Origin of the sequence: Paenibacillus xylanexedens, assembly GCF_007680605.1 — a bacterium.
Taxonomy (GTDB): Bacteria; Bacillota; Bacilli; order Paenibacillales; family Paenibacillaceae; genus Paenibacillus; species Paenibacillus xylanexedens_B.
In genome coordinates this window covers 195,371-220,834 of the sequence record NZ_VEIO01000004.1, presented here as the reverse complement: position 1 = coordinate 220,834, position 25,464 = coordinate 195,371, and the positions used below count along the sequence as shown (strand labels likewise).

Annotated in this window: 24 protein-coding genes; 16 read left to right on the top strand and 8 right to left on the bottom strand. The window is 49.3% G+C overall.

The genetic code is table 11. The annotated features are described in order from the left end of the window. Window positions 1-68 precede the first annotated feature (68 nt). The 10 genes from FS818_RS29110 (at window position 69) to FS818_RS28945 (ending at window position 9,916) form a co-directional block, all read left to right on the top strand. Entirely contained in the window at window positions 69-293 is a 225-nt protein-coding gene (locus FS818_RS29110; protein ID WP_145334144.1) for a hypothetical protein, read from the top strand. A 506-nt stretch (window positions 294-799) separates the two neighbouring features. Continuing rightward, complete coding sequence (locus tag FS818_RS20385; RefSeq protein WP_145334142.1) at window positions 800-985, top strand: aspartyl-phosphate phosphatase Spo0E family protein; 186 nt, start codon at window positions 800-802, stop codon at window positions 983-985. Window positions 986-1,367: 382 nt separating this feature from the next. Next, entirely contained in the window at window positions 1,368-3,251 is a 1,884-nt protein-coding gene (locus FS818_RS20380; RefSeq protein ID WP_186331804.1) for a sensor histidine kinase, read from the top strand. 5 nt (window positions 3,252-3,256) lie between these two features. Beyond that, the gene (locus FS818_RS20375; protein WP_145334138.1) at window positions 3,257-4,033 is read left to right on the top strand and encodes a response regulator transcription factor; all 777 of its coding nucleotides are present in this window, start codon (window positions 3,257-3,259) and stop codon (window positions 4,031-4,033) included. A gap of 243 nt (window positions 4,034-4,276) precedes the next feature. After that, a complete protein-coding gene (locus FS818_RS20370) occupies window positions 4,277-5,572 on the top strand; it encodes an ABC transporter substrate-binding protein (RefSeq protein WP_145334136.1) in 1,296 nt (431 codons plus the stop codon). Between the two features lie 153 nt (window positions 5,573-5,725). Further along, entirely contained in the window at window positions 5,726-6,607 is an 882-nt protein-coding gene (locus FS818_RS20365; protein ID WP_260989925.1) for a beta/alpha barrel domain-containing protein, read from the top strand. A gap of 77 nt (window positions 6,608-6,684) precedes the next feature. Continuing rightward, window positions 6,685-7,518 carry a carbohydrate ABC transporter permease gene (locus tag FS818_RS20360; RefSeq protein WP_260511128.1) on the top strand — a complete coding sequence of 278 codons (834 nt, stop codon included), beginning with the start codon at window positions 6,685-6,687 and terminating at the stop codon, window positions 7,516-7,518. Beyond that, on the top strand, window positions 7,511-8,356 hold the full coding sequence (locus FS818_RS20355; RefSeq protein ID WP_145334280.1) for a carbohydrate ABC transporter permease: 846 nt from the start codon (window positions 7,511-7,513) through the stop codon (window positions 8,354-8,356). The genes FS818_RS20360 and FS818_RS20355 overlap by 8 nt, the downstream gene beginning before the upstream one ends. Window positions 8,357-8,402: 46 nt before the next feature. Beyond that, the gene (locus tag FS818_RS20350; protein WP_145334132.1) at window positions 8,403-9,758 is read left to right on the top strand and encodes an FAD-dependent oxidoreductase; all 1,356 of its coding nucleotides are present in this window, start codon (window positions 8,403-8,405) and stop codon (window positions 9,756-9,758) included. Further along, window positions 9,755-9,916 (top strand): hypothetical protein, encoded by a 162-nt coding sequence (locus FS818_RS28945; RefSeq protein WP_186331803.1) that lies wholly within the window; start codon window positions 9,755-9,757, stop codon window positions 9,914-9,916. The genes FS818_RS20350 and FS818_RS28945 overlap by 4 nt, the downstream gene beginning before the upstream one ends. 372 nt (window positions 9,917-10,288) lie before the next feature. On the opposite strand, the gene FS818_RS20345 is transcribed toward FS818_RS28945, so the two are convergent. The 4 genes from FS818_RS20345 to FS818_RS20330 form a co-directional block, all read right to left on the bottom strand. After that, window positions 10,289-10,939: an amino acid ABC transporter permease gene (locus FS818_RS20345; RefSeq protein ID WP_145334130.1), complete on the bottom strand. Its 651-nt coding sequence runs from the start codon at window positions 10,937-10,939 to the stop codon at window positions 10,289-10,291. 54 nt (window positions 10,940-10,993) lie between these two features. Then, window positions 10,994-11,716, bottom strand: a complete 723-nt coding sequence (locus tag FS818_RS20340) for an amino acid ABC transporter permease (protein ID WP_145334128.1) — start codon at window positions 11,714-11,716, stop codon at window positions 10,994-10,996. A gap of 141 nt (window positions 11,717-11,857) precedes the next feature. Further along, window positions 11,858-12,697 (bottom strand): transporter substrate-binding domain-containing protein, encoded by an 840-nt coding sequence (locus FS818_RS20335; RefSeq protein WP_145334127.1) that lies wholly within the window; start codon window positions 12,695-12,697, stop codon window positions 11,858-11,860. A gap of 209 nt (window positions 12,698-12,906) precedes the next feature. Continuing rightward, complete coding sequence (locus tag FS818_RS20330; protein WP_276539760.1) at window positions 12,907-13,656, bottom strand: amino acid ABC transporter ATP-binding protein; 750 nt, start codon at window positions 13,654-13,656, stop codon at window positions 12,907-12,909. Window positions 13,657-14,056: 400 nt separating this feature from the next. On the opposite strand from FS818_RS20330, the gene FS818_RS20325 reads away from it, so the two are divergent. After that, the gene (locus tag FS818_RS20325; protein ID WP_145334126.1) at window positions 14,057-15,673 is read left to right on the top strand and encodes a glycoside hydrolase family 28 protein; all 1,617 of its coding nucleotides are present in this window, start codon (window positions 14,057-14,059) and stop codon (window positions 15,671-15,673) included. 168 nt (window positions 15,674-15,841) lie between these two features. On the opposite strand, the gene FS818_RS20320 is transcribed toward FS818_RS20325, so the two are convergent. Next, window positions 15,842-16,693, bottom strand: coding sequence for a helix-turn-helix transcriptional regulator (locus FS818_RS20320; RefSeq protein ID WP_145334125.1), 852 nt, complete (start codon window positions 16,691-16,693; stop codon window positions 15,842-15,844). A gap of 277 nt (window positions 16,694-16,970) precedes the next feature. Between FS818_RS20320 and FS818_RS20315 the strand changes: the two genes are divergently transcribed. Continuing rightward, the gene (locus FS818_RS20315; protein WP_090919039.1) at window positions 16,971-17,429 is read left to right on the top strand and encodes a cupin domain-containing protein; all 459 of its coding nucleotides are present in this window, start codon (window positions 16,971-16,973) and stop codon (window positions 17,427-17,429) included. 138 nt (window positions 17,430-17,567) lie between these two features. Here the strand turns inward: FS818_RS20315 and FS818_RS20310 are convergent, their stop codons facing one another. Further along, window positions 17,568-18,395 carry an aldo/keto reductase gene (locus tag FS818_RS20310; protein ID WP_145334124.1) on the bottom strand — a complete coding sequence of 276 codons (828 nt, stop codon included), beginning with the start codon at window positions 18,393-18,395 and terminating at the stop codon, window positions 17,568-17,570. A 399-nt stretch (window positions 18,396-18,794) separates the two neighbouring features. Between FS818_RS20310 and FS818_RS20305 the strand changes: the two genes are divergently transcribed. From FS818_RS20305 to FS818_RS20290, 4 genes are all read left to right on the top strand, one after another. Continuing rightward, window positions 18,795-20,051 carry a DUF445 domain-containing protein gene (locus tag FS818_RS20305; RefSeq protein ID WP_145334123.1) on the top strand — a complete coding sequence of 419 codons (1,257 nt, stop codon included), beginning with the start codon at window positions 18,795-18,797 and terminating at the stop codon, window positions 20,049-20,051. Window positions 20,052-20,500: 449 nt separating this feature from the next. Next, window positions 20,501-20,782 carry a hypothetical protein gene (locus FS818_RS20300; RefSeq protein ID WP_123065515.1) on the top strand — a complete coding sequence of 94 codons (282 nt, stop codon included), beginning with the start codon at window positions 20,501-20,503 and terminating at the stop codon, window positions 20,780-20,782. 17 nt (window positions 20,783-20,799) lie between these two features. Continuing rightward, window positions 20,800-22,137, top strand: coding sequence for a Tle-like phospholipase domain-containing protein (locus tag FS818_RS20295; protein ID WP_186331802.1), 1,338 nt, complete (start codon window positions 20,800-20,802; stop codon window positions 22,135-22,137). A gap of 73 nt (window positions 22,138-22,210) precedes the next feature. Then, a complete protein-coding gene (locus FS818_RS20290; RefSeq protein ID WP_090918837.1) occupies window positions 22,211-22,483 on the top strand; it encodes a hypothetical protein in 273 nt (90 codons plus the stop codon). 188 nt (window positions 22,484-22,671) lie between these two features. On the opposite strand, the gene FS818_RS20285 is transcribed toward FS818_RS20290, so the two are convergent. Further along, entirely contained in the window at window positions 22,672-23,475 is an 804-nt protein-coding gene (locus tag FS818_RS20285) for a YcnI family copper-binding membrane protein (protein WP_260984761.1), read from the bottom strand. Between the two features lie 76 nt (window positions 23,476-23,551). Next, window positions 23,552-25,267, bottom strand: coding sequence for a copper resistance CopC/CopD family protein (locus tag FS818_RS20280; RefSeq protein WP_145334121.1), 1,716 nt, complete (start codon window positions 25,265-25,267; stop codon window positions 23,552-23,554). Window positions 25,268-25,464: the final 197 nt, after the last annotated feature.

The window sequence follows — 25,464 nt, the reverse complement described above, 5'->3', positions numbered from 1 at the left end:
TGTTTTCTGAATTGTAGCAACAAAAAAATGTTTCCGTCAAAACGATTTTATTTGATCTGATCGCGAATGTGATTAAACGCCCGTCAGAAATACAAGGTATTCCTGATGAGAAAGAAATTATCTACCAGCTTTGCCACTTGCCTTTTACTCAAAATTGTACGACAATAATTACCAGTAAAGAGTTAACTTGTGCAACAAACTGTGCTAAATTGAAGATAATAAAAAAGAGCAAGGATGCGCTAACATCCCTACTCTTTACAACAGCCGCTTCTAAGGGTGGTGGCTGTGCATAGGTAGCTGAGATAGACCATACCTTAGCTGGGGCGGTCTATTTCTTTTTGTTTTGATTATTTAAGGCAATTAACACCGAATCGCCACAGCTATCACCCTTGCAGCGATTAGAAAAAAAGATTGATATGACAGGAATTGCATTCGACATCAATGGGTTTTATTCATCAAGATAAAATCACCTTTAGCGGATCATATGAGACATTTATTAAAATGGGTGATGGGGTAAATCCGGATTCGGCGTTTCTGAATCAAGTAGGAACAAAAACATAAGGATCATCCAAATCATAGTTTGAGATTTCTAGTGAAGATGGATGGATCACGAAATGTGGACAAAACATAAGATTGCGTATCCATATGTTGTATGTGTTTTTGATTAATGTGCACTTAAAAAAATACTTAACTTATGAAACTAAACCTTTGCAAACAATCATTTGATTTTGCAAAGGAATAAAATATGAATTTTTTGGCAATGTATCCTAAAATGATATAAAACGAGGGGGTGCATGCTATGGGTGAACCGATGCAGATTAAAGATCGAATTGAACGGGATAGGCAAAAGTTACGTCGGTTGGCGGAGAATCATGGCATGCAGGATAACAAAGTCCTCGAGCAGTCCATGGTGTTGGATGAGCTAATCAATGAATACTATCGTTTTCAATATAAACATGTGATAAAGAGACAACCGATTGCTTAATGCAGTCGGTTTTTTGATGTGACCCAAAAGAAGCCGACTGCAAAATTGCATTCGGCTTTTTAATGTTTTCCGAAAGATACATCACCCTCCCCCAACATACTCCCAGAACATCCCTCCATCCCATCCACTTCCTCTTGAAATTCCGTACTAAATCCATAGCTTACAGGATCGTCGCGACATCTCTAAACGGGATATGATGACCTCAATTCACCCGGAATGGATGCATCTGTTGGTTCCAACGGCTTGAACCATTTCATCGAACAACAGCTAGGGTTCATACAATGAAACGAAGGAGGGTGACAAGTTAATGGTAGAAAGGGTGTGGAATTTCATCCGTGCAATTTGTTCGATCTGTTCTAGTTGTTTTCGGCGTGTTCAAAGCATGCGTGGTTTTCGTTCTATTCGGGATTTCATAGGTTTCAGTTCAATTCGAAAAAGCATAAACCTGCGCACCAAGCTGCTAGTGCTTTTTCTGGCATTGACGCTCTTGCCGCTTAGCTTGCAGGGGGTGATGAGCTACGTTCATTTTTCGCAGACGCTCGATCGCAAGACGGAGCAATTCACCATTGATATGGTGCGGCAGATCAACACAAATCTGAATCGGATGCTAAAGGATTTTGAGCGGTTGTCGCTCTTGCCGCTCTATGACGAGACCATTCTTGGCATCCTGAGGGAGTACGATGGGGCGATGGGTTCAGGGACGTGGGCGAGGTCGGATGATTATCAGAAAATGAAGCTGTATACGTCAGCTCAGGCCTATGATCGGCCAGAGATTCGAGGCATTCATCTGCTCAGCAATAGCGGCATTCTGTTCTCCAATCTGGACTCCCTTGCGGTCAAACCCGTCTGGGACGGCAGCCAAGAGAAATGGTTTGCCGAATTGAGGGGCACCGAAGGCATATGGCACTTGCTTCCTCCGCATATTCCCGGCTACTACGTAAGTGGTCAGGAAGCGGAATACATCACCGTGGGCAGAGAGCTGCGTGATCCGGGAACGCTACAGCGGCTGGGGTACATTTTGATCGATATCCGGCTGGAGGCTTTTGGACAGCTATTATCCAACCTGAATTTTGAGCAAAAAGCAAGTCTGATGATCGTGGATAGCCAGCAACGTCTTATTTTTGAAAAAACGTCTACGGACGGGTTATCCGCTTATGCTCCTTTGTTATCCCATGGAAAGCTTCAGGATTATGCGGATCATCAGAAGATAGCACTGGATGGACGTTCCTACCTCCATGTAAAGCATCATTCAGGATATTCGGGGTTGTCCGTGATCGGCCTGACGCCAATTACGGTCATTCAAAAGGAGTCGGGGGAGATGCTGACCTTTACGATGGGACTTGCCCTTCTCTGTATGGCGGCTGTAGCAATCCTCGCCGTACTGGTATCGTATAGGGTCACCCGTCCGCTTATTCGTCTGAAACATCATATGATTCGGGTGGAACAGGGCGATTTCAGCCAGCGGGTTACCCAATACAGCAGTGATGAACTGGGGCAGATTAGCAGAGGATTTAACCGCATGATGGAGGAGATCCATCGCCTGTTCCATGAGGTGTATATGCTCGAAATTCAGGAACGGGAAGCAGAACTGTCGGCACTGCAGAGTCAGATGAACCCTCATTTTATATACAACACGCTGGAGTCGATCAACATGATGGCTGTCCGCCAGAGACATACCGAGGTATCTGCAATGGTAACAGCGCTTGGTAGGCTGCTGCGATATACCATTGATAAGGCAGATCGCATGGTGACGCTGCGGGAAGAGCTGGCGTTTGTCGATTCTTATGTACGAATCCAGCAAGTGCGTTACAACGGTGAATTGGAGATCATCTATGACATGGAGGAAGAGGTTAACGACTGTCTTGTTCCCAAGCTGATCCTGCAACCGCTGGTGGAAAATGCGATCTGCCATGGGAACGAAGGACGGCTAGCAGGCGGTAGCACGGGAGGTATGATCTGGGTATCTGCCGTTTTATTCGATCAGGAACTGCTCATCAGTGTCCGGGACAACGGCAAAGGAATGGAACAGGAGGAGTTGGATCGGTTAAATGCTTCTATCTCTGGACAGACCGTTTCTGGAAAAAACGTGCATCCACCCGCTAATCCCATTCTGCATCGTCATGCCGGGGAGAGTCTGGGGTTGCACAATATCGCTCAAAGGCTGCACCTGGTGTATGGAAAAGACAGCGGACTAAGTGTGGATGGCAGTCCTGGGCAAGGGCTGGTTGTGACCTTATCCATTCACCTTCAACGGAAAGGAGATTGATACGCATGTATAAAGTGCTGCTGGTGGAGGATGAAACGGTGATTCGCCAGGGATTACGAGAGTTGATTGTACAGGCGTCCCCTCAGTTTCAGGTGGTGGGGGAAGCGGCAAGCGGAGCCGAGGCACTGGAGGTACTGCGCTGTGAAGTGCCGGATGTATTAATCACGGATATCCGTATGCGCGAGATGGATGGATTGACGCTGGTTTCATTAGCGAGAGAGATGTACCCTGATCTGCTGATGCTTATTATTAGCGGATACGGGGAGTTCGAATATGCACGCAGGGCTATGGAACACGGGGTATTGAGTTATCTTTTGAAGCCGATCGAACGTCATGAACTGGTGAAATGTTTGCAAAAAATGCAATCGCTGCTGGACCGTAGAACCGGCCGCTCCACACTTCCTATCCCCGAAACCTCTGGCGCAACCAACCCGGAACACGGGGAACCTCGCAAAATTATTCGCAGCGTGAAAGAACACATCCACCAGCATCCCGATGGTGACCTGCGGCTCCAGACGGTTGCTTCACTGGTCAATCTGAACCCGACGTATCTGAGCCAGCTGTTCAAAACCGAGACGGGCATCAACTATTCCGAATATATCGCGGAGGCGCGAATGGAACGGGCCAAGTGGCTGCTGGTCAACACCGGACTCAAAATCTATGACGTTGCCCGGTTATCCGGATATCAGAGTCCGAAGCATTTCATGTTGGTTTTTAAACAGCAGATGGGATGTACCGCAGGGGAGTATCGTGACGGATATGATGTGAATCGTGGGGAGTAGTGAGGAACAGAGAGTACAGGAAGAGAGCAGCACTAGCAAAATGCCTCTTGGTTTAGAGCGTTTGAAAGAGCAAAGCATAGAGAGCATTTAGGCGAGTGCTGTATGAGGGCAGAGCTAGGTGCCATGAGAAAATCTCTTAAAATTCCGTACCATTTCTGCAACTGACGTGATTTAGGAGCAAGTAGCGCTTTCGATATACTGGGGTGGCACAGGAATACCATAACGTCCATAAGGGGGATCTCGATGAAAAAGGCAGGACTGATGCTGATTCTCGCGCTTATGATCACAGCTCTAATCGGATGCACAAGCACCAATACGGGCGGGGGTTCGAACGCCTCTGGCGGAGAGAAAGACAAGGTAGAGCTGAAATTCATGATGTGGGGCAACCAGGCACACATTGATGTGTACAACAAGCTGATCGATGGCTTTACAAAAGAAAATCCGGGCATCAAGGTAACGATGGAATCGGTACCCTTTGCCGATTATCAGCAGAAAATATCGGTGCTTGCCGCTGGCGGCTCGCTCCCTGATCTGGCCTGGGTATCGGAACGCATGATACCGCAGTTCAAGTCCAATCACATCCTCGCCGACGTGTCGGCGTTCAAGGATGACGCACAATTCAAGCTGGACGATTACATTCCCAGCACGCTGGATCTCTTCCGTGAGGGAGATCAACTGTTAGGCTTGCCGTTTTCCACACCGCCTGTGGTGATGTTTTATAATCAAACGCTCTTCGACAAGGCTGGGCTGACCGATCCGAATACGCTGGCTGCCAAAGGCGAGTGGACGTGGGAGCAGTTCGAGGCATCGGCCAAAGCGATAACCAGCAAGGATGCGGCGAACCGCATCTATGGGGCTAACTTTTTTCGGGACTGGAAGACCTGGGCCGTGCTTTCTTCCTACTCCTGGTCTAACGGAAGCGGGCCGTTCAATGAAGATATGACAGCGTTTACCTGGAATGACGAGTACGGTGTACAGACCTTTGCCATGCTGGAGCGCATGATGTTTACCGACGAATCCCATCCGAAAGCGGGCGAGCAGGTAAGCTTTGATGCAGGTAATGTGGGCATGTTCTTCGATAACTACAGCTATGTGTCCAAAGCAAGGGAGATCAAGGATTTTAAGTGGAGTATTGCACCTATGCCGTCTGGCTCACAGGGCAGCGTACCGATGCTGGGGCAAGCGGGCTATGCCATGTTCAAGGATAGCAAGCACCCGGAGGAGACAAAGAAGCTGCTGAAGTATTTTGCCAGTGAACAGGGAACTCAGGCGACTGCGACGTACTTTGTGCCTGCGCGTACTTCGGTGCTGAACTCCGACGTTTTCATCCAGCAGCCGAACAACCCAAGCAAAGAGCATATCGTGCAGGCGGTCATTGATGAAATGCCGAAAGCCCGTCTGATTCCGGGACATATCCGCTGGCAGGATATTGATAACGCGGTACTGCAAGGTTTTGACCGATTATTCGCCCGTACAGCCTCGCCAGAGGATAATTTGAAACAGATGCAGACCGAAGTGCAGCGCATATTGCAACCCTAAAGAGAGGCAGAGGGTGAAGGAGTGCGGGAGATGAAGCGTAAATTAGAACAGGGCGTAGGGAAGACAGGAAAATGACGGAAAGAAAAATGACGGAAAAAGTGAATGAGGCGTATGAAGAGTGAGAGAAGTGAGGGGATGAACCAGGTGGAAGACATGAAGAGGGTGAAGCAGACGGAGCAGATGCAGCAGCGGTCACAGAGGACGGAACAGACCAAGGAGTCACAACAGATGCAGCTTTCTCAGAGTTGGCAGAACCCGCAGCACTCCCAGAACCCGCAACATTCACATGAAGTCGGTCAACTTTGGGATAAGCAACATATGCACAAGACAGGTCAACTGCAAGCTATGCTGGAGCAAAAACCGCTGTCGCTCATCGTCAGTCTGCCCGGGAACGATCTCGCACTGGCTCGGGCGGCATGGGAGGAAGGGGCAGATGCTCTAAAGGTGCACTTTAATGTGGGCCATCGCGCAAGCGGCAACCATTTTGGTCGGCTGGATGAATATGCCGAGGTATTTCGGGCGATTCGCTCAGCGTTCGGCGGTCCGTTCGGCGTTGTGCCGTCCGGCAGTATTGAAGGGACACGGAGAGAAGATGTGGAGCGACTGGCGGGTATGGGCTTTGACTTCTACTCGATCTATGCGCATCATCTGCCTTCTTTTATGTTGAAAGACCATGGGCTGGAATCTACGTTTGCGATTAACAACGAGTATGATGTGTCTCTGGTGGCATCTGCTGCACATTTCGGTTTTACTGCACTGGAGGCTTCGATTGTACCCGGCAATGAATACGGCACCCCGCTGAGCTTCGCGGACGTGCTTCATTATCGGCAGCTGGTCTTGCAGGCCGGGGTACCGGTACTTGTCCCTTCCCAGCGCAAGCTGGTGCCGGAGGATGTTCCCGTGCTTCACCATAGCGGCATCAAGGCCATTATGCTGGGGGCAATCGTTACAGGCAAAACGGAGGATGAGCTACGTAGAGCGGTGAGTAGCTTCCGCAATGCAATAGATCGTTTGACTGGGAGGGATGGCTCGTGAGCCGATCCAACAAGCGGAGACGCGGAGGGCCGCTCGCCAGAGAGGCACAGATTGCCGGCTGGTTGTTTATTTCACCGATGGTGCTGGGCTTTACCCTGTTGCTCTTATTCCCGATGGGGCTTGCGTTTTATATGAGCCTGACGGATTGGCCGCTGCTTGGGGATCACCATTTTATCGGACTGGACAATTACCGGGATATTATGACGGACGCCATGTTCTGGGAAGTGCTTGGCAATACGGTTTATTTTACGGCAGGTCTGGTGCCGCTGAATATCGTACTCGCTTTGCTGCTCGCCCTGCTCTTATCCAAAAGCATTCGAGGGATCGGCCTGTTCAGAACGGCCATTTTCGTCCCGGTGATGACGTCATTAATTGTCTGGGCCATCGTGTGGAAGCTGATGTATGCAACAGAGTCGGGGCTGATCAATCAGCTATTGCTGATGATGGGCATTAAAGGCCCTGCTTGGCTGTACGATCCGAACCTGGCCATGCCTGCGGTTATTGTGACGAGTGTGCTGAAAAATGTCGGTCTGAACATGGTGCTGTTCATTGCAGCACTTCAGCAGGTCCCGCGTTCCCTGTACGAAGCGGCGACACTGGATGGCGCGGGCAGGAGGGCTTCTTTTTTCAACGTCACCCTGCCTATGATCACGCCGACCGTATTTCTGACCGTCGTGATGACCGTCATTGGGTCGCTCAAAGTCTTTGGACAGATTTATGTCATGACCCAAGGCGGGCCGAGCAACAGCACGAAAGTTCTGGTCTATTACATCTGGGAAAAAGCGTTCAAGCTGTTTCAATTCGGCTATGCTTCGTCCCTTGCGTATGTGCTGTTCCTGATTGTGCTGATTCTGACGCTGCTGCAATGGCAGCTCCGAAAGAGGTGGGTGTTTGGTGAAGGCGATGCCTAGGTTGACAGGCCGGAGGTTCGGGACTGCTGTTGGCACCTATTTAATACTGACGGTGGTTTCGCTGATCATGATTGTTCCGTTGATTTGGATGGTCTCGACATCCCTCAAGGAACCGCAGAGCATATTCACCTATCCGCCGCAGTGGATACCGGACAGCTTGCAATTTCAGAATTATATCGATGTGTTTCGATTGATTCCGTTTCACCGTTTTTACGGGAATAGTGTGTATATCTCTGCGTTGGTGGTGCTTGGCACGGTGTTTTTTGCTTCCCTTGCGGGGTATGCCTTTGCCAAGATTCCGTTCAAGGGGCGGAATATGATCTTTCTCATCCTGCTGAGCGCGATGATGATTCCGCATGAGGTAACGGCGATTCCGATGTTCTTGTTTATGCGGCAGCTGGGCTGGATTGATACGCATCTTCCGCTAATTTTACTGCCGATCTTTGGCGCGGGCGGTGTGTTTGGCATCTTTGTGATGCGGCAGTTCTTTATTACGGTGCCCACCGAGCTGGAGGAAGCAGCCATGATGGATGGCTGTAGCCGATTTCGGATTTATTGGCAGATTATGCTTCCCCTTGCGAAGCCGGGTATGGCGACGCTGACTATTTTTACATTTGTGACGAGCTGGAATGAGTTCTTTGATCCGTTGATTTTTATCAATTCGAGAGAGCTGATGACGCTGCCGCTGGGGTTGTCCCTGTTCACGGATGAGGTGGGCACAGCCTGGCAGTATTTAATGAGTGCGACCGTGATGGCGACGGTACCGCTATTGATCGTTTTTTTCCTGGCGCAGCGGCGTTTCATTGAAGGTGTGGCGATGACGGGATTGAAGGAGTAATGGCGATTGGAAGAGCAACTTATCATACGGGAGGGAGAGGACGCGTTTGAAAGAAGTGACGCATTTGAAAAGGGAATCGGCGGAAGTAGTCATTGTAGGCGGTGGTCCCGCAGGAATAGCGGCGGCGATTGCAACAGGGAGGCAGGGTGTTCGCGTGGTGCTAGTGGAACGTTACGGATTTGTTGGCGGGATGTCAACGGCTGCTATGGTCTACCCGTGGATGACGTTTCATACGGAGCAGGGTGAGCAGGTCATTCGGGGGATTGCACAGGAGATTGTGGATCGTTTACAGGCACGGGGCGGTTCCCCCGGGCATCTGCGTGATACGGTTGGTTTTGTGCATAGCGTGACACCGTATGATCCGGCCGTCTATCAGGTGGTTGCAACAGAAATGCTGAAGGAGGCGGGTGTTCGGCTTTTGCTGCACAGCTTCGTAGATAGTGTCGCGACGGTGGATGACCGGGTAGAGGCAGTGCGAGTCACGAACAAATCCGGTCAGCTGGAGATTCAGGCGAACGTATTTGTCGATGCGAGTGGTGATGCGGATGTGGCTTATCTGGCTGGTGCCGCTATAGCGAAGGGACGGGAGAAAGACAGCCAGTCTCAGCCGATGACGATGAAATTCCGTATGCGCGGCGTGGATCTCGGGCGTGTGAAGCAGTACATGCAGGAGCACCCCGAGGATTTTTATGAGAAAACACCCTTTGGCGAATTGGACACGATTCCGTTGACGGGCGTGAGCGGCTTCTATTCACACTGGAAGAAAGCGGCGGTGCCGATTCAACGCGATCAGGTGTTATTTTTTACCGGGCCAGCAGGAGATGAGGTGTTGATTAACTGTACTCGGGTGCAGGGGCTCGATGCCACCAATGCTGTGGATTTAACCGAAGCTGAACAGGAAGGACGGAAGCAGGTGCTGATGATTGCCGAGTTTCTGCGGAATAATGTGCCTGGTTTCGAACGAGCTTCGATCTCGGCTGTAGCGCCACAGATCGGCATTCGTGAATCCAGACGTATTGTTGGGCGCTATGCGCTGACTCGGGAAGATGTCGTTGCAGGGCGGAAGTTCGAAGATGTAGTCGCTAGAAGCGGTTATCCTATCGATATTCATGATCCCTCCGGGCAGGGCGTGACTGCAGCCTTTATTGAAGGAGATGGTGCGTATGATATTCCCTATCGTTCGCTGCTCTCGCAAAATATCAGCAACTTGCTGGCTGCCGGACGCTGTATCTCCACGACACATGAGGCTCACGCTACAACCAGACTGACCCCAAGCTGTATGGCAACGGGAGAGGCTGCGGGAACAGCTGCGGCTATGTCGGTGAAGCTGAAACTTCCGCCTGCGAATCTTCCTGTATCACTGTTGCAAGCAGAGTTGCGCCAAAATGGTGTGGCAATTTGAGTGAAAAGGGGCCGAAGATTAGCGTAACTGCACAGTGGTGGAATTCTAACGATCACCAGAAGCCTTATTTGGGCAAAAAAGTAGACATGAAAATTCTAACGATCCCCAGTGACGCTATTTTGCCAAGATTGCTCGGAATGGGGCGGAAAATGGCCTGAATCAGCAAAATAAGCTTCCTACGGATCGTTAGAATTGAAAATGCCCCCAAAATGGCTAAATAAGCTCATCTGAGATCGTTAGAATTCAAAAGCTCCAATTCCACGAAAAATGTGGAACGGAAGCTTTTGAACTTCGAATGGTTACTTCGAACCGTTGCTCTGTTTAGCTCATATTTTGGGTGGTTCCACTTCGAGTACTGAAGCTAGAGAAGTTGAATCCGATTTAGAGGAGTGAAGCGCAAGTAATCGTAGCGGTTGCCTCAAACCATTCAGCATGGAGCAAGGAGTAGCTTCGCTTCGAGCCACCGCCTCATGCAACTGAAACAAAACAGATGAAACAAAACAGATGAAACAAAACAACGGTTCACCTCCCTAGTTCATTCGTGCTTCAAGTCTTCTGGCAACGATGGAGAGGGAGTAGTTGATGATGAAATACAGTACAGCAGCGAGTAACAACGCCGGGATGATGTAATCGAAGCTTTGACCGCCGAGGATCTGCACATTGCGCATCAGCTCCGGCAGGGAGATAATGATCGCCAGCGACGTATCCTTCAATAGTGAGATGAACTGGCTGACCATGGGCGGAGACATGCGGCGCAGTGCCTGTGGCATGATGATGCCAGTGAGCGTCTGCATGTAACTTAGGCCGGAGGAGCGGGCAGCTTCCACCTGACCACGTTCTACGGATTTAAGGCCGCTTCGCACGATTTCAGCGATCATGGCGCCTTCGAACAGACTTAGTCCCACGACCGTGGACCAGAAGGGTGGCATTTTAATGCCAAGCTGTGGTAGCACGATATGGATAAAAAAGATGATGAGCAGCAACGGCAAGTTACGAATGGTATCTACGATGACCGCCACAATCTGGGAGAGGACGGGAATTCGTGTGAATCGTATGGTACCGAGCAGTGTGCCCAGCACAAAGCTGAACACAATGGATAAGCCTGCAACTTGAAGGGTCACCCAAAACCCTTGCAACAGGAAACGAAGGTTAGGCCATTCATAGGCCCCGCTAAAGTCCATACGTTCGATGCCTCCTTCGGTGAACGTTATATGTTCAATGCGTGATAAAATCCTCTACATCGTAACCTGCCCGGCAGGTTTGTTTTTCTTCGGTTTGCCTTTGGGCTTGCGTGCTTCTGCGTCACTCTGTCCGAATCTGCGTTCCATATAGTGCACCAGAAAGCTGAGCGGTAAGGTTAGCGTCAGATAGAAGAGGGCAACGATGGTGTAGACGCTTAGTGGCTGGAACGTATCCGAGTTTACAATGTCGGCAAAATACATCAAGTCCATGCCGGCGACGACCGCCAGAATGGAAGAGTTTTTAACCAGATTAATAAATTGATTGCCAATGGAGGGCAGTACAATTTTGATGGCCTGCGGCAGGATGATCAGGTTCATGGCCTGTACATAAGACAGTCCCGATGAACGTGCCGCCTCCAGTTGACCACGAGGTACAGTTTGAATGCCTGCCCGAATCGCTTCTGCGATGAAAACAGCTGTGTATATGGTTAGTCCCAGTGTGCCTGCGACGAATCCATCCAGAGAAATACCCAGCGAAGGCAGACCAAGATAGAAAAAAAACACAACGATCAGCAACGGAATGTTGCGGATAAACTCAACAAACGCCGTACCAAACCAGTTCAACGGTTTGACCGGTGAGATTCGAAAGATCGCCAGAATGGCCCCCAGCACAAAGCTGCCAATCAGGGCCATCACGCTCACTTGAATCGTATTCAGAAATCCTTCAAAAAATCGGTCGGAGTGTCTGAACAGTACGCTGAAATCCAATGTACCCATAACAAGAGCCCCCGTTCTCCAGGTGTGAAAATAAAACAACAGCGCATCTGCTGCATACGTATTTCTCGTATACGGCAGATGCTTGCAGTGTATATTGAATGTTTGGCTGATGGTAGATTTGCTCATCATCAGGTACTTGGACTACTCAGGCTTACTGCCCAGCCACTTCTCATGCAACGTGTCATACTCACCGCTATCCTTCAGATCTTTAATCAGCTTGTTCACTTCTTCTACAAAAGCCGTATCGCCCTTGCGAATCGCCATGCCATAAGGCTCGCTTGTGAAGTTGCCGCCGACCAGCTTGTAGTTGTTGTCCGTCTGCTGCATGCCGATGAGGATGATGTTATCGGTTGTCAGCGCTTCGCCTTTGCCTGCTTTCAGCGCTGTAAAAGCATCCTGATAATTATCGAACTCCAGCACGTCGGCCTTCGGTGCCTTCTCGCGGATATTCTGTGCGGACGTGGAGCCTTTTACGGCAAGCACCTTCACACCATCCAGGCTCTCCAGACCGGTGATGGCACTGTCGTTTTTCACCAGCAGGGATTGGCCTGCCTCGAAGTACACATCACTGAAATCCACTTGCTCTTTCCGCTCGTCCGTAATGGTCATCGTGGCAATGATAATGTCGATATCTCCGTTTTGCAGCATCGGTATCCGTGTCTTGGACGTCACCTCTTTCAGTTCTACCTTCGTTTCATCTCCTAGAATCTGTTTGGCGAGTGCCTTGGCAATATCGATATCAAAGCCTTCTACATCTCCGCTTGCCGGGTTTTTGAGTCCGAATAACTTCGTGTCATATTTGACGCCGGCAATCAGCTTGCCGCGCTCCTTAATCCGTTCAATCGTGCCTTGCGCTTCTGCGTCGCCCCCACCGCTTGCGGAGGGTGTGTCTGTACCCGTGGAGTTACAGCCGGACAATACAAGAGATAACATAAGCACCAACATTAACGTTAAAGACGGGAGTTTCATCCTATTTTTCATCAATTTAAGACCCCTTTCAAAATGTGGAGTGAGCAATGGCTTTTATTTGTAGAGTGAAGTTTTCTTTTTGCTCTTGTTTAAGGCTTACCTGTTGTTTACTTTGTAGTGGTAGTTCTGATGTGAGTTTAGGGAGTGTTGACTAGATTTAAGCCTGACAAACGGCTCATTTGCCATCTAGCTATGCATTTCGGTGATAGAACGATGAAGTGCTAATGATGGATTAAGCGGCTTAGGAACTGTTGTGCTCTTTCTTCCCGGGGGTTGTCAAAAAAATCTACTGCGGGAGCCTCTTCTACGATGCGGCCCTCGTCCATGAAAATGACCCGGTCTGCCACCTCGCGGGCAAAGCCCATCTCGTGGGTAACGACTACCATGGTCATGCCGTTGTGGGCAAGGGAACGCATGACATCCAGAACCTCTCCGATCATCTCGGGATCAAGGGCGGACGTGGGTTCGTCAAAAAGCATAATCTTCGGCTCCATGGCGAGTCCTCTCGCAATGGCTACACGTTGCTGTTGTCCACCGGACAACTGGGAAGGGTAACTGTCTGCTTTATCGGCAATGCCGACCCGCTCCAGGTATTTCATGGCGGTTGCTACGGCTTGGGCTTTGGGTTGTTTGCGCACCTTGACGGGTGCAAGAGTGATGTTGTCGATGACTTTTTTGTGGGGGTACAGATTGAAATGTTGAAAAACCATGCCGATGTCGCGGCGGAAGAGGTTGATGTCCACCTTTTTCTGATGAAGAGGGATGCCGCTGACAACGAGCTCACCCTCGCTGATGGTCTCTAGACGGTTAATGCAACGGAGCAGCGTGCTTTTGCCAGAGCCTGAAGGTCCGACAATAACGACGACTTCTCCTTCTTCGATACGAAGATGAATATCCTTGAGGACATGGAAATGACCGAAATGCTTTTGCACACGTTTAAATTCAATCAAGAACACACACCCTTTCTGCAATGGAGAATAAAAATGGAATAAAAAGGCATTATTGCAAAGTGGTTATTTAATCATACATAGACATCCTGCTAATAGCAATTGGTCTGTAATAAAACGTGACATAAGTAATGGGTTTTATAGGGCTATAGCCCAAATTTACGTTATATATATGTTATATAGTTGATTTTATTGTGACGAATGCTGACAGAAAAATGAATCAATACTCCTAGTTTATTTACAATGACTGGAATTGATGTATGCTGTAAACTAAAAATAGTGTCTTTTTTTATAAGCGGGCTAACAAATATAAATAACAAATAACATCAAGTTCACCCTGTACATGGCAAAAAAGCTTAACCCGTCACTACTGTGCCGTTGATATGATGAAATGAGAGAATCGTAGAGAGGATGATTTCATACCATGAATATATATCGCTCCCCATTATCTGCAGGGTCAGGCAGTGCAGCTGATCTTCAAGCTTACGAAGTGAATCTGCCTGTGATTCCTGACAATGATTTTCATATTACTGAGTATGGTGCCGTTGGAGACGGTATGACAGATAATACAGAGGCCTTCCGGCTGGTTATTGCCGCATGTGCAGACGCAGGTGGAGGCAGGATCATCATTCCTGCCGGCGTGTGGCTCACTGGACCGATCATGCTTCGTAGCCGGATTGAACTGCATGTGCAAGCCGGCGCACTGGTAACCTTCAGTCAGGATTTCAACAAGTATCCTCTTATTGCATCAAGCTTCGAGGGTTGGCAGGTTGTACGCTGTCAATCTCCGATTGATGCAGACGGGCTCGAAGATATTGCGATTACGGGGGAAGGCATCTGGGATGGCGGCGGTGAAGCCTGGCGTCCGGTGAAACGTTCCAAAATGACTGCTGGCCAGTGGAAGCGATTGCTTGCCTCTGGTGGTGTTGTAGAAGAGTCGAGTACGACGGATGAACAGATCTGGTGGCCTTCCCAATCTGCGATGGACGGCGGTGCCATTGCCGAGAAGCTCTACAGGGAAAAAGTACGTGATCTCGCCGCGCATGAAGAGATCCGGGATTTCCTGCGGCCGAACATGGTCAGCTTGCGCCGATGCAAACGGGTTCTGCTGGAAGGGCCTACGTTCCAGAACTCGCCGGCTTGGAACCTGCATCCCTGGGCATGTGAACATGTAACGATTCGTAAAGTGAATGTGCGAAATCCTTGGTTCTCCCAGAATGGAGACGGGCTGGATATTGAATCATGTCGTCATGTTCTGGTAGAGCAGAGTATATTTGATGTCGGTGATGATGCGATCTGTATGAAGTCAGGCAAAGATGCCGAGGGACGGGAACTCGGACTGCCATCGGAGTACGTTACGATTCGGGATTGCACGGTGTATCATGGTCATGGCGGCTTTGTAATCGGAAGCGAGATGTCCGGCGGAGTGCGGCATGTGCGGGTAACGGATTGTACGTTTATCGGCACGGATATTGGTCTGCGTTTCAAGAGCGCACGAGGGCGTGGCGGTGTTGTAGAAGATATTCAGATTGAGCGCATTTATATGAAAGATATCATTATGGAAGCTATTTCGTTTTCCTTTTTCTATGCCAATATGGAGGGGTCTGCCCGCGGTGGGGACCTTGCAAAAGAGGTCAGCGAAGAAACACCGGTGTTCCGCGATATTCGCATCTCGGATGTAGTCTGCGCGGGAGCCGAGACGGCACTATTTGTTAGCGGTTTGCCTGAAATGCCTCTGGACAGCGTAAGTATCGAACGTTACAGCGTGGAAGCTCATACTGGCATTCAGTGTGCTCAGGCGAAACATTTACAGATTACGGGGCTTCAGGCACAGATCACCGAAGGTCCGCTCATTCATCTGCACAACTGCAAAGGAGCTACACTGGAGGACATTAAAGGTGTGGGTGCGGATGGGAAGCTGCTGAAAGTCACTGGACTTGAATCTGCGGGGATCGTATGTCGGGAAACGGATGCAGACACAGAAGGACGACAGATATCGGTGAGTCCGGAAGTTCGAAGTGGGGTTATCATTCGTAGATAAACGGTGTGATTTTTTCGTGCCTAATAGAAATGTAATAGGGCAGCCATGTATGCAGTCCAGTCATCGCCTGAACTTCTCCTGAGATGGGGAAGGGCGCATACTGGAGCTGGAGCACGGCTGCCCGATTGGTTTTGTATAGGAAGAACAGGTCAGGACAACGTGTGACATTCATCGATGCTCTTTGCGATAACGCAGCGGCGTTGTGCCTGTGATCTGTTTAAAGGTTTTGTTAAAATGAGCGGTATGCTCGAATCCGACCTTTTCCGCGATAAATTGAACCCGCTCTTGTGTCGAAAGTAATCTTCGCTGTGCCTCTCGAACTCGAACGATACGCAAATATTCGCTGAAGCGAAATCCGGTAAGCCGGCTGAACATTCGGCTGAGATAAGAAGGGCTGATATAAAAACGGGCTGCTGCATCTTCCAAAGTGAGCGGTTCGGTGTAGTGTTTATTGACATAGGTTACAATCTCGCTGATCTTGTCCTGCATCGGATGTAGCGAGCCTGGATTGGATTCACGGATAACCTCCTGTGCCCGATGGACAAGAATCAGAAGTTGAGCCAGCAGACTACGTACGGCAATCTCATAGTGAGGTCGTCGTTCTTTGCATTCCTGAAGCATCTTCCATAAGATACGCTCAATCTCAGGCTGATCTGACTCGGGAAGACGGAGGAGGCTGGAGCATTTGAATGGCAACAGGCCACAGATGCCTAGCTCCATTCCGGTGGCAAAAGCAGGCGAAAAACCTATGAGAATCCGTTCGAAGCCAGGTTTGTTGCCTTTGGATGTAGTGTGTACGTCATGTGGGTTGATGAGAACCAGGTCACCTTTTCTCGCAGGCAAAATCTGTCCATTCATGGAGTATACCCGTTCACCTTCGAGCAGGTAATATAATTCGTAAAAGGGGTGAGCATGAGGTTGCGGCATCGCACTCCCGTCATGTCTTCGCATATATTCTATGGTAAAGGCATAATCACCAATCCGATACTTGGGTCCGATTCGATCCTCAATGAGACTCATTAGGCAACTCCTCTCAACTTCAGCTTGGCGTTGATACTCATATCATAACGGAAAGTAGATAATTTTGTAAACGCTATCATATAGAGTGGGATTGCTTTTTGTGTAGATAGATATCATTCGTTAGGGATGGGGGTATAGCGTGGAGAAGCTGGACAAATGGAGGAATGCCCGTTATAAAGGTGACAAAACGTTCATGTTGTTTTAGAGTAGGGAGAGCGAGGTCATGCTCCAGTTTGGGAGTATCCCCGAAAATGAATTGGAAGGAAGGAAACAAGTTATGACAGCACATGAATTATCACCGCTCGTAGCTGCGCTGGATATGCAGCCTCACGTTGAAGGTGGTTGGTATAAGGAAGTTTGGAAAGCATCTTATCAAATCCCGCAATCCGTATTGCCAGACGCATACTCTGGTCCGCGCTTCTCAGCAAGTTCAACGTATTTCTTGCTTCATGCTCATGAGATCTCCGAGTGGCACACGGTGCTTTCGGATGAGCTGTGGTTATGGCACAGTGGCAGTCCAATTGAATTGAAATTGGGTGGCAACGGCGAAAACCCGGAGAATGAGGAAGTGCTGATTCTCGGTATGGATATCGAGGCAGGGCAATCTCCGCAGGTGCTTGTGCCTGCAGGGGTATGGCAGACGGCGCGGCCACTGGGCGATGAGCCGGTTCTGGTCACTTGCGTCGTAGCGCCAGGCTTTCATTTTGATGATTTCAAACTGGTATCCAAAGGATAAGCATGTTAATCAGGATTGCATAACAAAAGGGACGAGGCGGGGGATTAACTCTGCTTCGTCCCTTTTGTTAACTATGCTGTTAGAATGACGCAAATCTTGTTGGAGGTTGCCGGATCTGATCTGGACGGGATAACGCTCTTAAAAGTTAAAATTGTCCGGATCGGAACCGAAACGCTTATGCTCATTCAGACCGTTAATCTGTTCAATCTCCTCGGCTGTTAACTCGAAATCATATAGCTCGGTATTGGCGTGAATGCGCTCAGGTGTTACCGATTTCGGGATGGTCACGATGCCGTTTTGCAGATCCCAGCGCAAGATGACTTGTGCCGGAGACTTGCCGTATTTGGTAGCGATATCCTGGAGCAAAGGATGCTCCATCAGATTACCTTGTCCAAGTGGAGACCAGGCTTCAATCTGAATCTCATGCGCACTGCAGTAGTCCCGTAGCTCCTTCTGGGTCAGTAGAGGGTGAAGCTCGACCTGATTGACCGCAGGTTTGACGGTGGCATCCATCAAGAGGTCTTCCAGGTGATGAATCTGGAAGTTACTCACGCCGATGGCGCGAACACGGCCTTCTTTATAGAGCTTTTCCAGCGCTCTCCACGTATCTTTATATTTGCCTTTGACAGGCCAGTGGATCAAGTAAAGATCAAGATATTCAAGCTCCAGACGTTGCATGCTTTCTTCGAAAGCGGCAAGTGTGCTCTCGTAGCCTTGGTCACTGTTCCATACTTTGGTTGTGATAAACAAATCTTCACGAGCAATGCCAGATTCACGGATGCCTTGAGCGACACCGGATTCGTTATTATATACTTTGGCGGTATCGATGCTGCGGTACCCGGCTTCTATCGCTGTTTTGACGGCATTTACAACCTCATCCCCGTCTTTCACTTTGAATACGCCAAAGCCAAGCCATGGCATCTTGACTCCATTATTGAGTGTGGCTGTGTCCTGAACGTGTTTCATGATCTGTCATTCCTCCTCTGATTCTTAGGTCAACATGAAGTTATTACCCTGGGTTCGGGCAGCCAACCGGTTGCTGACAGGCTGTCACTTTTTATTATACTAAAGTTTTCCTCTCTTTAAATACGGGTGGGCAAGCTTCACGCGAAAAGCCCCTGTTTTATCCTTTTTCGCCAGGCAGAGGTTTGGTTTTGACGCTTGTGGGTGATAAGATGAAGTATACGAAAAAAGAACGAATTGTATTTTATAGATCCATCATTATAATTCTGAGGGGATAGCGGTTAGAGGAATGGATTCAAACGTAGAGTCCGTATGCTTTTACATAATCAAAATCAATCAAGCGTAGTGATCTCGTATGACAAGTCGAGCCCGCGCGATTAACGATAAAGGAGCAAATTAATCATGGCTAAACCTAAAAAAACCAAAACGGCAGCAGCCTGGTCTCTCGTCATTATGGGAGCAGGTTTCGCAGCATCATTGCCATTCCAGGGGGTGCCGGTAGGTAAACTGCTGGTAGGTTCGTTTGAAGCAGGACTCGTGGGTGGACTTGCGGATTGGTTCGCGGTCACTGCGCTGTTCCGCCATCCGCTAGGTATTCCGATTCCCCATACGGCATTACTGCCGAAGAACCGGGATAAGATGACGGAAGGTCTGGTCTCCGCTGTGGAGAATAATCTGCTCAACAAGGACAGCATTACGGAAAAAATTGCTGGCTTCAAAGCAGCTGAGATCGTGCTGGATACTTTGGGCCGAGAGCTGCATAGTGACGGCATCAAAACCATGATTGATACGTTGTGCAAACGTATCTTGGCGGGACTTCCGCTGGAGCAGATCGCTCCGATGGTTTCCAAAGAGATCAAGTCACAGGCCGGAGCGTTTGACTTGGGGCCGATTCTCGAACGGGCTGCTGTACAGGTAACGGAGCGAGGGTATGATGCCCAGGCTTTGGATTATGCGCTGAAACAGGCAGAGGAGTGGCTGGTCAAACCGGAAACGATTCTGTTTCTGGGTGAAAGTGGCATGAAGGCGATTAGTGGTATCCAGATGAATGGACTCATGCAGTTTGCAATGAATGCGTTCATGGGTTATTTGAATGAAGACCGTCTGGGCGGCATTATCCAAGGATATCTTTTTGACCGGGTAGAGGATATGAAACGGGAAGGCAGTGCGCTGCGTTACAAAGTGCTGGATATACTTCGTACACAGGCCATGCGTCTTGCGGTGAGCGAAGCTGTGCAGGATGGCCTTAACGGGTGGAAGAATAATCTGCTGGATGGCTGGAATGCGGAGGAAACCGTGCTGAACAAGCTCACCGAGATGCGGGATAAAGCACTGGTGGCGATGGAGGATGGACGTTATGTGGACACCTATGCACTGCCTGCGATAGAGAAGGTGTTGGCTGATCTGCGTGCAGATGATGCGTTAATGACAAGCATGAATGGCAAGATTGTAGAAGGTGTCACCACATTGCTGGAGAAAAATCACTCTAAAATCGGGAATCTCGTGCGCGAAAATGTAGATAAAATGGATAACGCTTCACTCATCTCGCTGATTGAAGATAAAGTAGGTCAGGATCTGCAATGGATTCGGATCAACGGTGCGGTGACCGGATTTATTATCGGGGTCTTACTGACCGCCCTACGGATGGTACTTGAATAAAAGGGAAGGCCGGGCCGATCCGGCTAGCCAGCAAGAAGAGCCGCTCGTGTGCAGAGCAGGCTCTTTTTTAGAAAAATTCGAGCTTTAGGGAAATATCGTAAACAAAGCAGGCTTTCTTTTTGACACCAGCCGGTGTTCGGAAGAAAGTTTTTTGTTTTTCATATGGAAAAAGTTAGGTTCTAATTGGTACAACAGTCTTAGAAGCGGGTAATATACACCCAAATATAGGTATGAATCAACTAGGAGAAAAGTTTCAGGAAAACGCTCCTGTGAGCCGATGTGTCTTATGTTGATTTTGTACTATGATGCATGTAACAGGTGAAGGGGGCGCTCTTTACTTACACAGGTTTGAGCCAAAAGGGGGAATTGCTATTCCGCGCACGAAATGGATGAGAAGTTTATTCGCACTGATGATGGTGTTCACTATATTGCTGGGAGGGTGTCAGAAGATGACAGAAAGTGAGAAACAGGCGTTGTACCAGGAGGCTGAGAAGGTTGTGGTGCAGCACTTCAAAGAAAAGTTTGAACTGGATGTGGTCGTTACAAGCAAGGAACTGCTGCCAGAGATGGCGATGTCGCAGATCGGACTGAAAGGGCATGTGAAGGATCATGAGGATCAGAGTTTTGGCATATCGTACGATTACAAGAAAAAAATCACCAAAAATCTCGTGATTAGTCCCGAGCTCGAGGAAGTCATTAAAGCTAAAGGACATGATCCATACGCCAAATAAAAAGGGAGGTGCAGTGATTGAGTAACGGCAGGAACATCGATGATGAAACGTACAAAACCTTATCGGAGTTAGCCTATCAGGATCAAAAGGCAGGTGACCGTCTAACGGAGCTTCCTGGCTGGGAAGTGCTGGAGGGTACAGAGAGCAATAAATTTTCCGGTTTTGACGCCGTGACGTTCTATAATCCGGAGACCAAGGAGGCGGTCATTGCCTATCGGGGAACCGAGGGAAGTGCGTCTTTGGACCGTTCGGTGCCTGACTTGGTGATGGATGGACGCATCGGGGGCGGAGAATTGATCCGCAAAGGGCAACAGAACGCGGCACAATTTGTAGACAACCTGACACCCGATTGGCTCGATAGAGGCGTTCAGAATATCAAAGATTCCACAGGTATCTCCAAAGTGGAGAACTGGGCCGGCGACCGGGTAAGGGATGTACAAAACTGGACGGGTGATCGCGTAAAGGATATCGAAAAAACCTATTCGCCTACAGGCTGGGCGAACCAGATGTATCAGTCCGAAGATTACGCGAACCATATGAAAGAAAAGTATGGCGATCTGAATTTCTCTCTGACAGGACACTCTCTCGGAGGTGGAGATGCACAGTACGCTTCCGCTTATACAGGTCTTCCCGCGGTTACATTCAGTGCACCTTCAGTTATGGGTAACTTGACTCCTGAAATGCGTCGACGGGTTGAGGCGGGTGAGTTGGATGGCCAAGTCACGAACTATGCGAGCCCGGGCGATCTGGTCGCGAGCGGAACGTTAGGCGGATATGATCGTCATGTAGGTTCTACGTATTATATTGATTCGAATTACGCAGATGCCAATAACGGTGTAAGTCTGATTGATAAAATCAAGAATACATTTGGCGGAGAAAACTACCACAGCCTGGATCAGTATGACTTCAAGAACGGTTATATTTCCAACGATTTGTATGATCCGATCACGGGTGAGCGGGTTCGTTATTCGCCAAGACTCATGGAGAATCTGGGACCACTAAGCAAAGCGGTAGGTCCAATGGGGCTGAGAGGCGGTGCAGGCAGAGGTGCGGCCGCCGCACTGGGATCAGGTCTAATCCAGGTTACCCCGGAAGAACTGAAAAGTGTAGCTTCCCGCTGGAAACAGAATGCCCAGCAGTGCAATGCCGAGCTGAATCAGGTGCGGACACGTATGGCCCAGTATTTGCATACAAGCCGAAGCCGCAGACTGGAGCCTATTGTGACCCACTTGGATGCATCCATCCAGGAGCTGAGCACGTGGCATATGAAGCATACGAGTCAGTTCCTGAACTTTATTGAGGAAAAGGCGGAGGCTTTCCGGCAGGCGGATGAGAGTCCGGTGCATTTTAACTAACGTGAAATGGCAGGCTGGAGAGTTTGAGTTGAGTTCAAGGTGAGAACGTGCACTGAGGGGGAGGGATACACCAATGAGCGGACAATTGCTGGTGGAACTGAACGACCTGCGAATTGCGGAGAAGGAGCTGTCACAGCTACTGGTTCGCATGCAAGCAGATGAGCAGGAGGCTAGAGCGCTGTACAGCCGTCTGAACGACTGGAAAGGACAATCTGCGGATCATACGAGGCAACAGATTGAAGAGTTTTTCGCAGGCCTTGCGAAGCGTATCCAATCCATCGAGATGCAGAAAAAAAGTCTGATCCAGTACATTGAATTTATGATTCAAACGGATCAGCAACGTTAGCATGCAACGGGGTGCCATATTGCGGATGGCACATGTAGTGTACACGGCAAGTCATCTGGATTCTAGATATGAGTTAACCCAAAAAGGAGTTTGCAGCATAAACGAGGCTATCCCGTTTGCTGCAAACTCCTTTTTTGAATCTTTTTACAATGTTCTCCTCGGGTGACCCCGGAGAAGAGAACTGCAGATTAACGTTTTTTGCGGCGAGTGGCCAGTGCGATGCCCAGGAAGGACATGATCAGAGCCAGGATCGATACGATTAACGTTGCTTGTTGTAGCTTCAACGTACCTGCATCGGAATCCGTGTTATTCGGTTGACCTGTTACCGTATCGGAGAGAGCATCGCCGAGAGTGGTGTCATCATTTCCCTTTTTGCCATCGGTCGCAGTGTCAGAGGCTTTGTCACCTGTCGCGGTACCGGCAGTACCTGCACTGTCATGCCCATCACTTGTTCCGTCAGCACTATGGTGGTCACCGCCTGTTGCGGCATTACCGGCAGCTGCCGGGTCTTCGCTGATGGTTGTGATGCTGTGAGGAGAGTTTGCCCCCGGCTGGCCTGTCCACTCTACAATGCTGCCATCACTGTAATATTGGAAGGCATCCCATGCGACTTCTGTTTCTGTCTTTGGGTTCTGTGCAACAAAGTTAAACTGTTGGAACTGTCCAGCCAGAATCCCTTGGTTATCTCCATCAATCTCCCAAGTGATTGAGGTTACTTCGTTAGAATCATTTTTCTCGGTTGTGATCTTCCATCCAGCCAGCGGCTGATATTGCTTAAATGCAACACCCTCTGGAATTTTGAGTGTAATTTTAGTTGTTGGCAACTCTTTCTCGGACGGTATTTTAATCGTATACGTCTGCCATGCACTCGTTTGTGCGACGGACGGATTTACCGTGACGTGAGCGCTGGCTAATCCAGAGAACAGCAGGAATGCTGCTGCACCTGTTGCCATAGCAGATGTTAATTTGGATACCCATGATGTCTTTTTCAAAATCAGAACCCCTCTCATTCTTGTGCAAATCGTATTTAGATACACTTGACTCTTTTTAAAAATGGTTCGTTGTTTACTACGGCTTTGCTACCTCAATCTTAAACTCGGCATCCAGGGAATCAAGTGAGCTTGTCAGCGCGTGGACTTGGATACTCCACTTGCCCGGCATAGAGATGTAGTCCTCTGCCTTGTATACGCCCGTATCGTTCTTCGGAATGGTGATCTCATAGATGCCCATATCCATATCCAGATGGATCAGAGACAACGTCACCTGTTCGAGATCTTTGACGGTACTGCCATCCGCTCGCTTCATGCTGACTTCGAACTGATTTTCTCCCACTACGCTTGGACTTACCTGAAGTGTTATCACGGAGCCATCATCTGTCGTCTGTGTGCCCTTATAAGGACCAGCGGGTGCTGGCTGACCTGGAGACAGATGTGTCAGTACAGCCGCGAGCGCAAGAATGATGGCACCTGTAGCCAGTTCAGCCTTTAAACTGCCAGACAACTGCTTACCTGTAGCAGCTCTTGCTCGTTTGGCATGAATCAGCGCGAAACCGATCATTACAATAAGCAACAGGATTTTACCGATTAGAACCAGGCCATATGCTGTTGTGAATAAGGAGTTCAGTAGCGGTGCAGGCAGGATGACCAGACTGCCATAGATACCCGTAGCGACCAGAACGGCTACAGCACCGATACCCCAAACGGTAAATCTCCTTATCGCTGCCCAGTAGACTTCGCCTCGCAGTTTTGCAGGCAATCGATTGGTGAGTGGTGGCAGACACACCGCCATAGCGGTGAGAGTCCCGATCCAGAATGCAGCAGCGGCAAGATGTACAAAGTCCATGGCTACAGCAAGCACACGTTGCTCTGCGGCAGCAGGATGCCCCGTCATCGCATGGGTAAGCAACCAGCCTAGAACTAGCACCAATGATCCGTATGAGGACCAGATGCGCACGCGCAGGGATCGATCCAGATCATAACCGGACAGTAGTGTGACTGCAAGCAACATGGCAATCAGCATCTGTAACATCCAGATCTGACCGAAGGAGGTCAGTTTGAGCGCACTGCCTAATAAGGCCCAACTGAATTCGCCGAGAGTGACACCTGACTCATAGAGGGTGTTCAGCGGAAGGCTTATTAGTGCGGCAAAGGAAGCAGCCGCATAGCTGATCCATAACAATTTGTAGCTACCCGGTGCCTCCATCGGTTCCCGTAGAAGGGAAGCTGGTGCAATTCGCAGTAGCAGGAAGGCTAGCGTACCGAGTATGACGGACAGACCGAGATATTGAATCCAGTCCGTGAATGACACGATCCATTTCAACGGGCCACCGGTGGCACCCGAACCGGATGCCAGATCCTTCATTCCGGCAGGTGCTCCGGTAGGCTCGCCGATATGGAACACATACGCTCCGGAGATTGGATGACCATCGGCAGATACGGCCTTCCAGTTGACGAGATATGTCCCGTCAGCAAGGCCAGGCTTCAGACCCGTTTCCAGAATGTGCGGGCGTTCCGAGTCAATCTGTACGTTACCATCGTCCGCTTGATTTCCGTCAGGTCCGGTAATTTTAATATCATAAAAGGCCGTCTGCAGTGATTCATTGAACTCCAGCGTCAGCCGCTGCGGTGCGGTTACGAGCAATTCATTTTCTTCAGGAGAGGCCTTAACAACATATGCATGGGCAGATGCCCATTGCGGCATCACAAGGCAGAACACCAGTAGCAGACTGGTGAGCAGCGTCCAGTGACGTTTGCTCCAACGCAGGGTTAAGCTACTTACTTTCAAAAATCATCACCCTTGGGTTATAGATTTACAATTATCCATAATTCATCGTTCACACATAATCTATACCATTATAACTTTGTCCAAAATGAAGGCGTATGACTACATAGGGCTATAAAAAATCATGGATTACTGCATATTTGTGACAAATGCTTGAAATAATGCACGTTGATATGCGGTGCTATTACATAGCGCATATC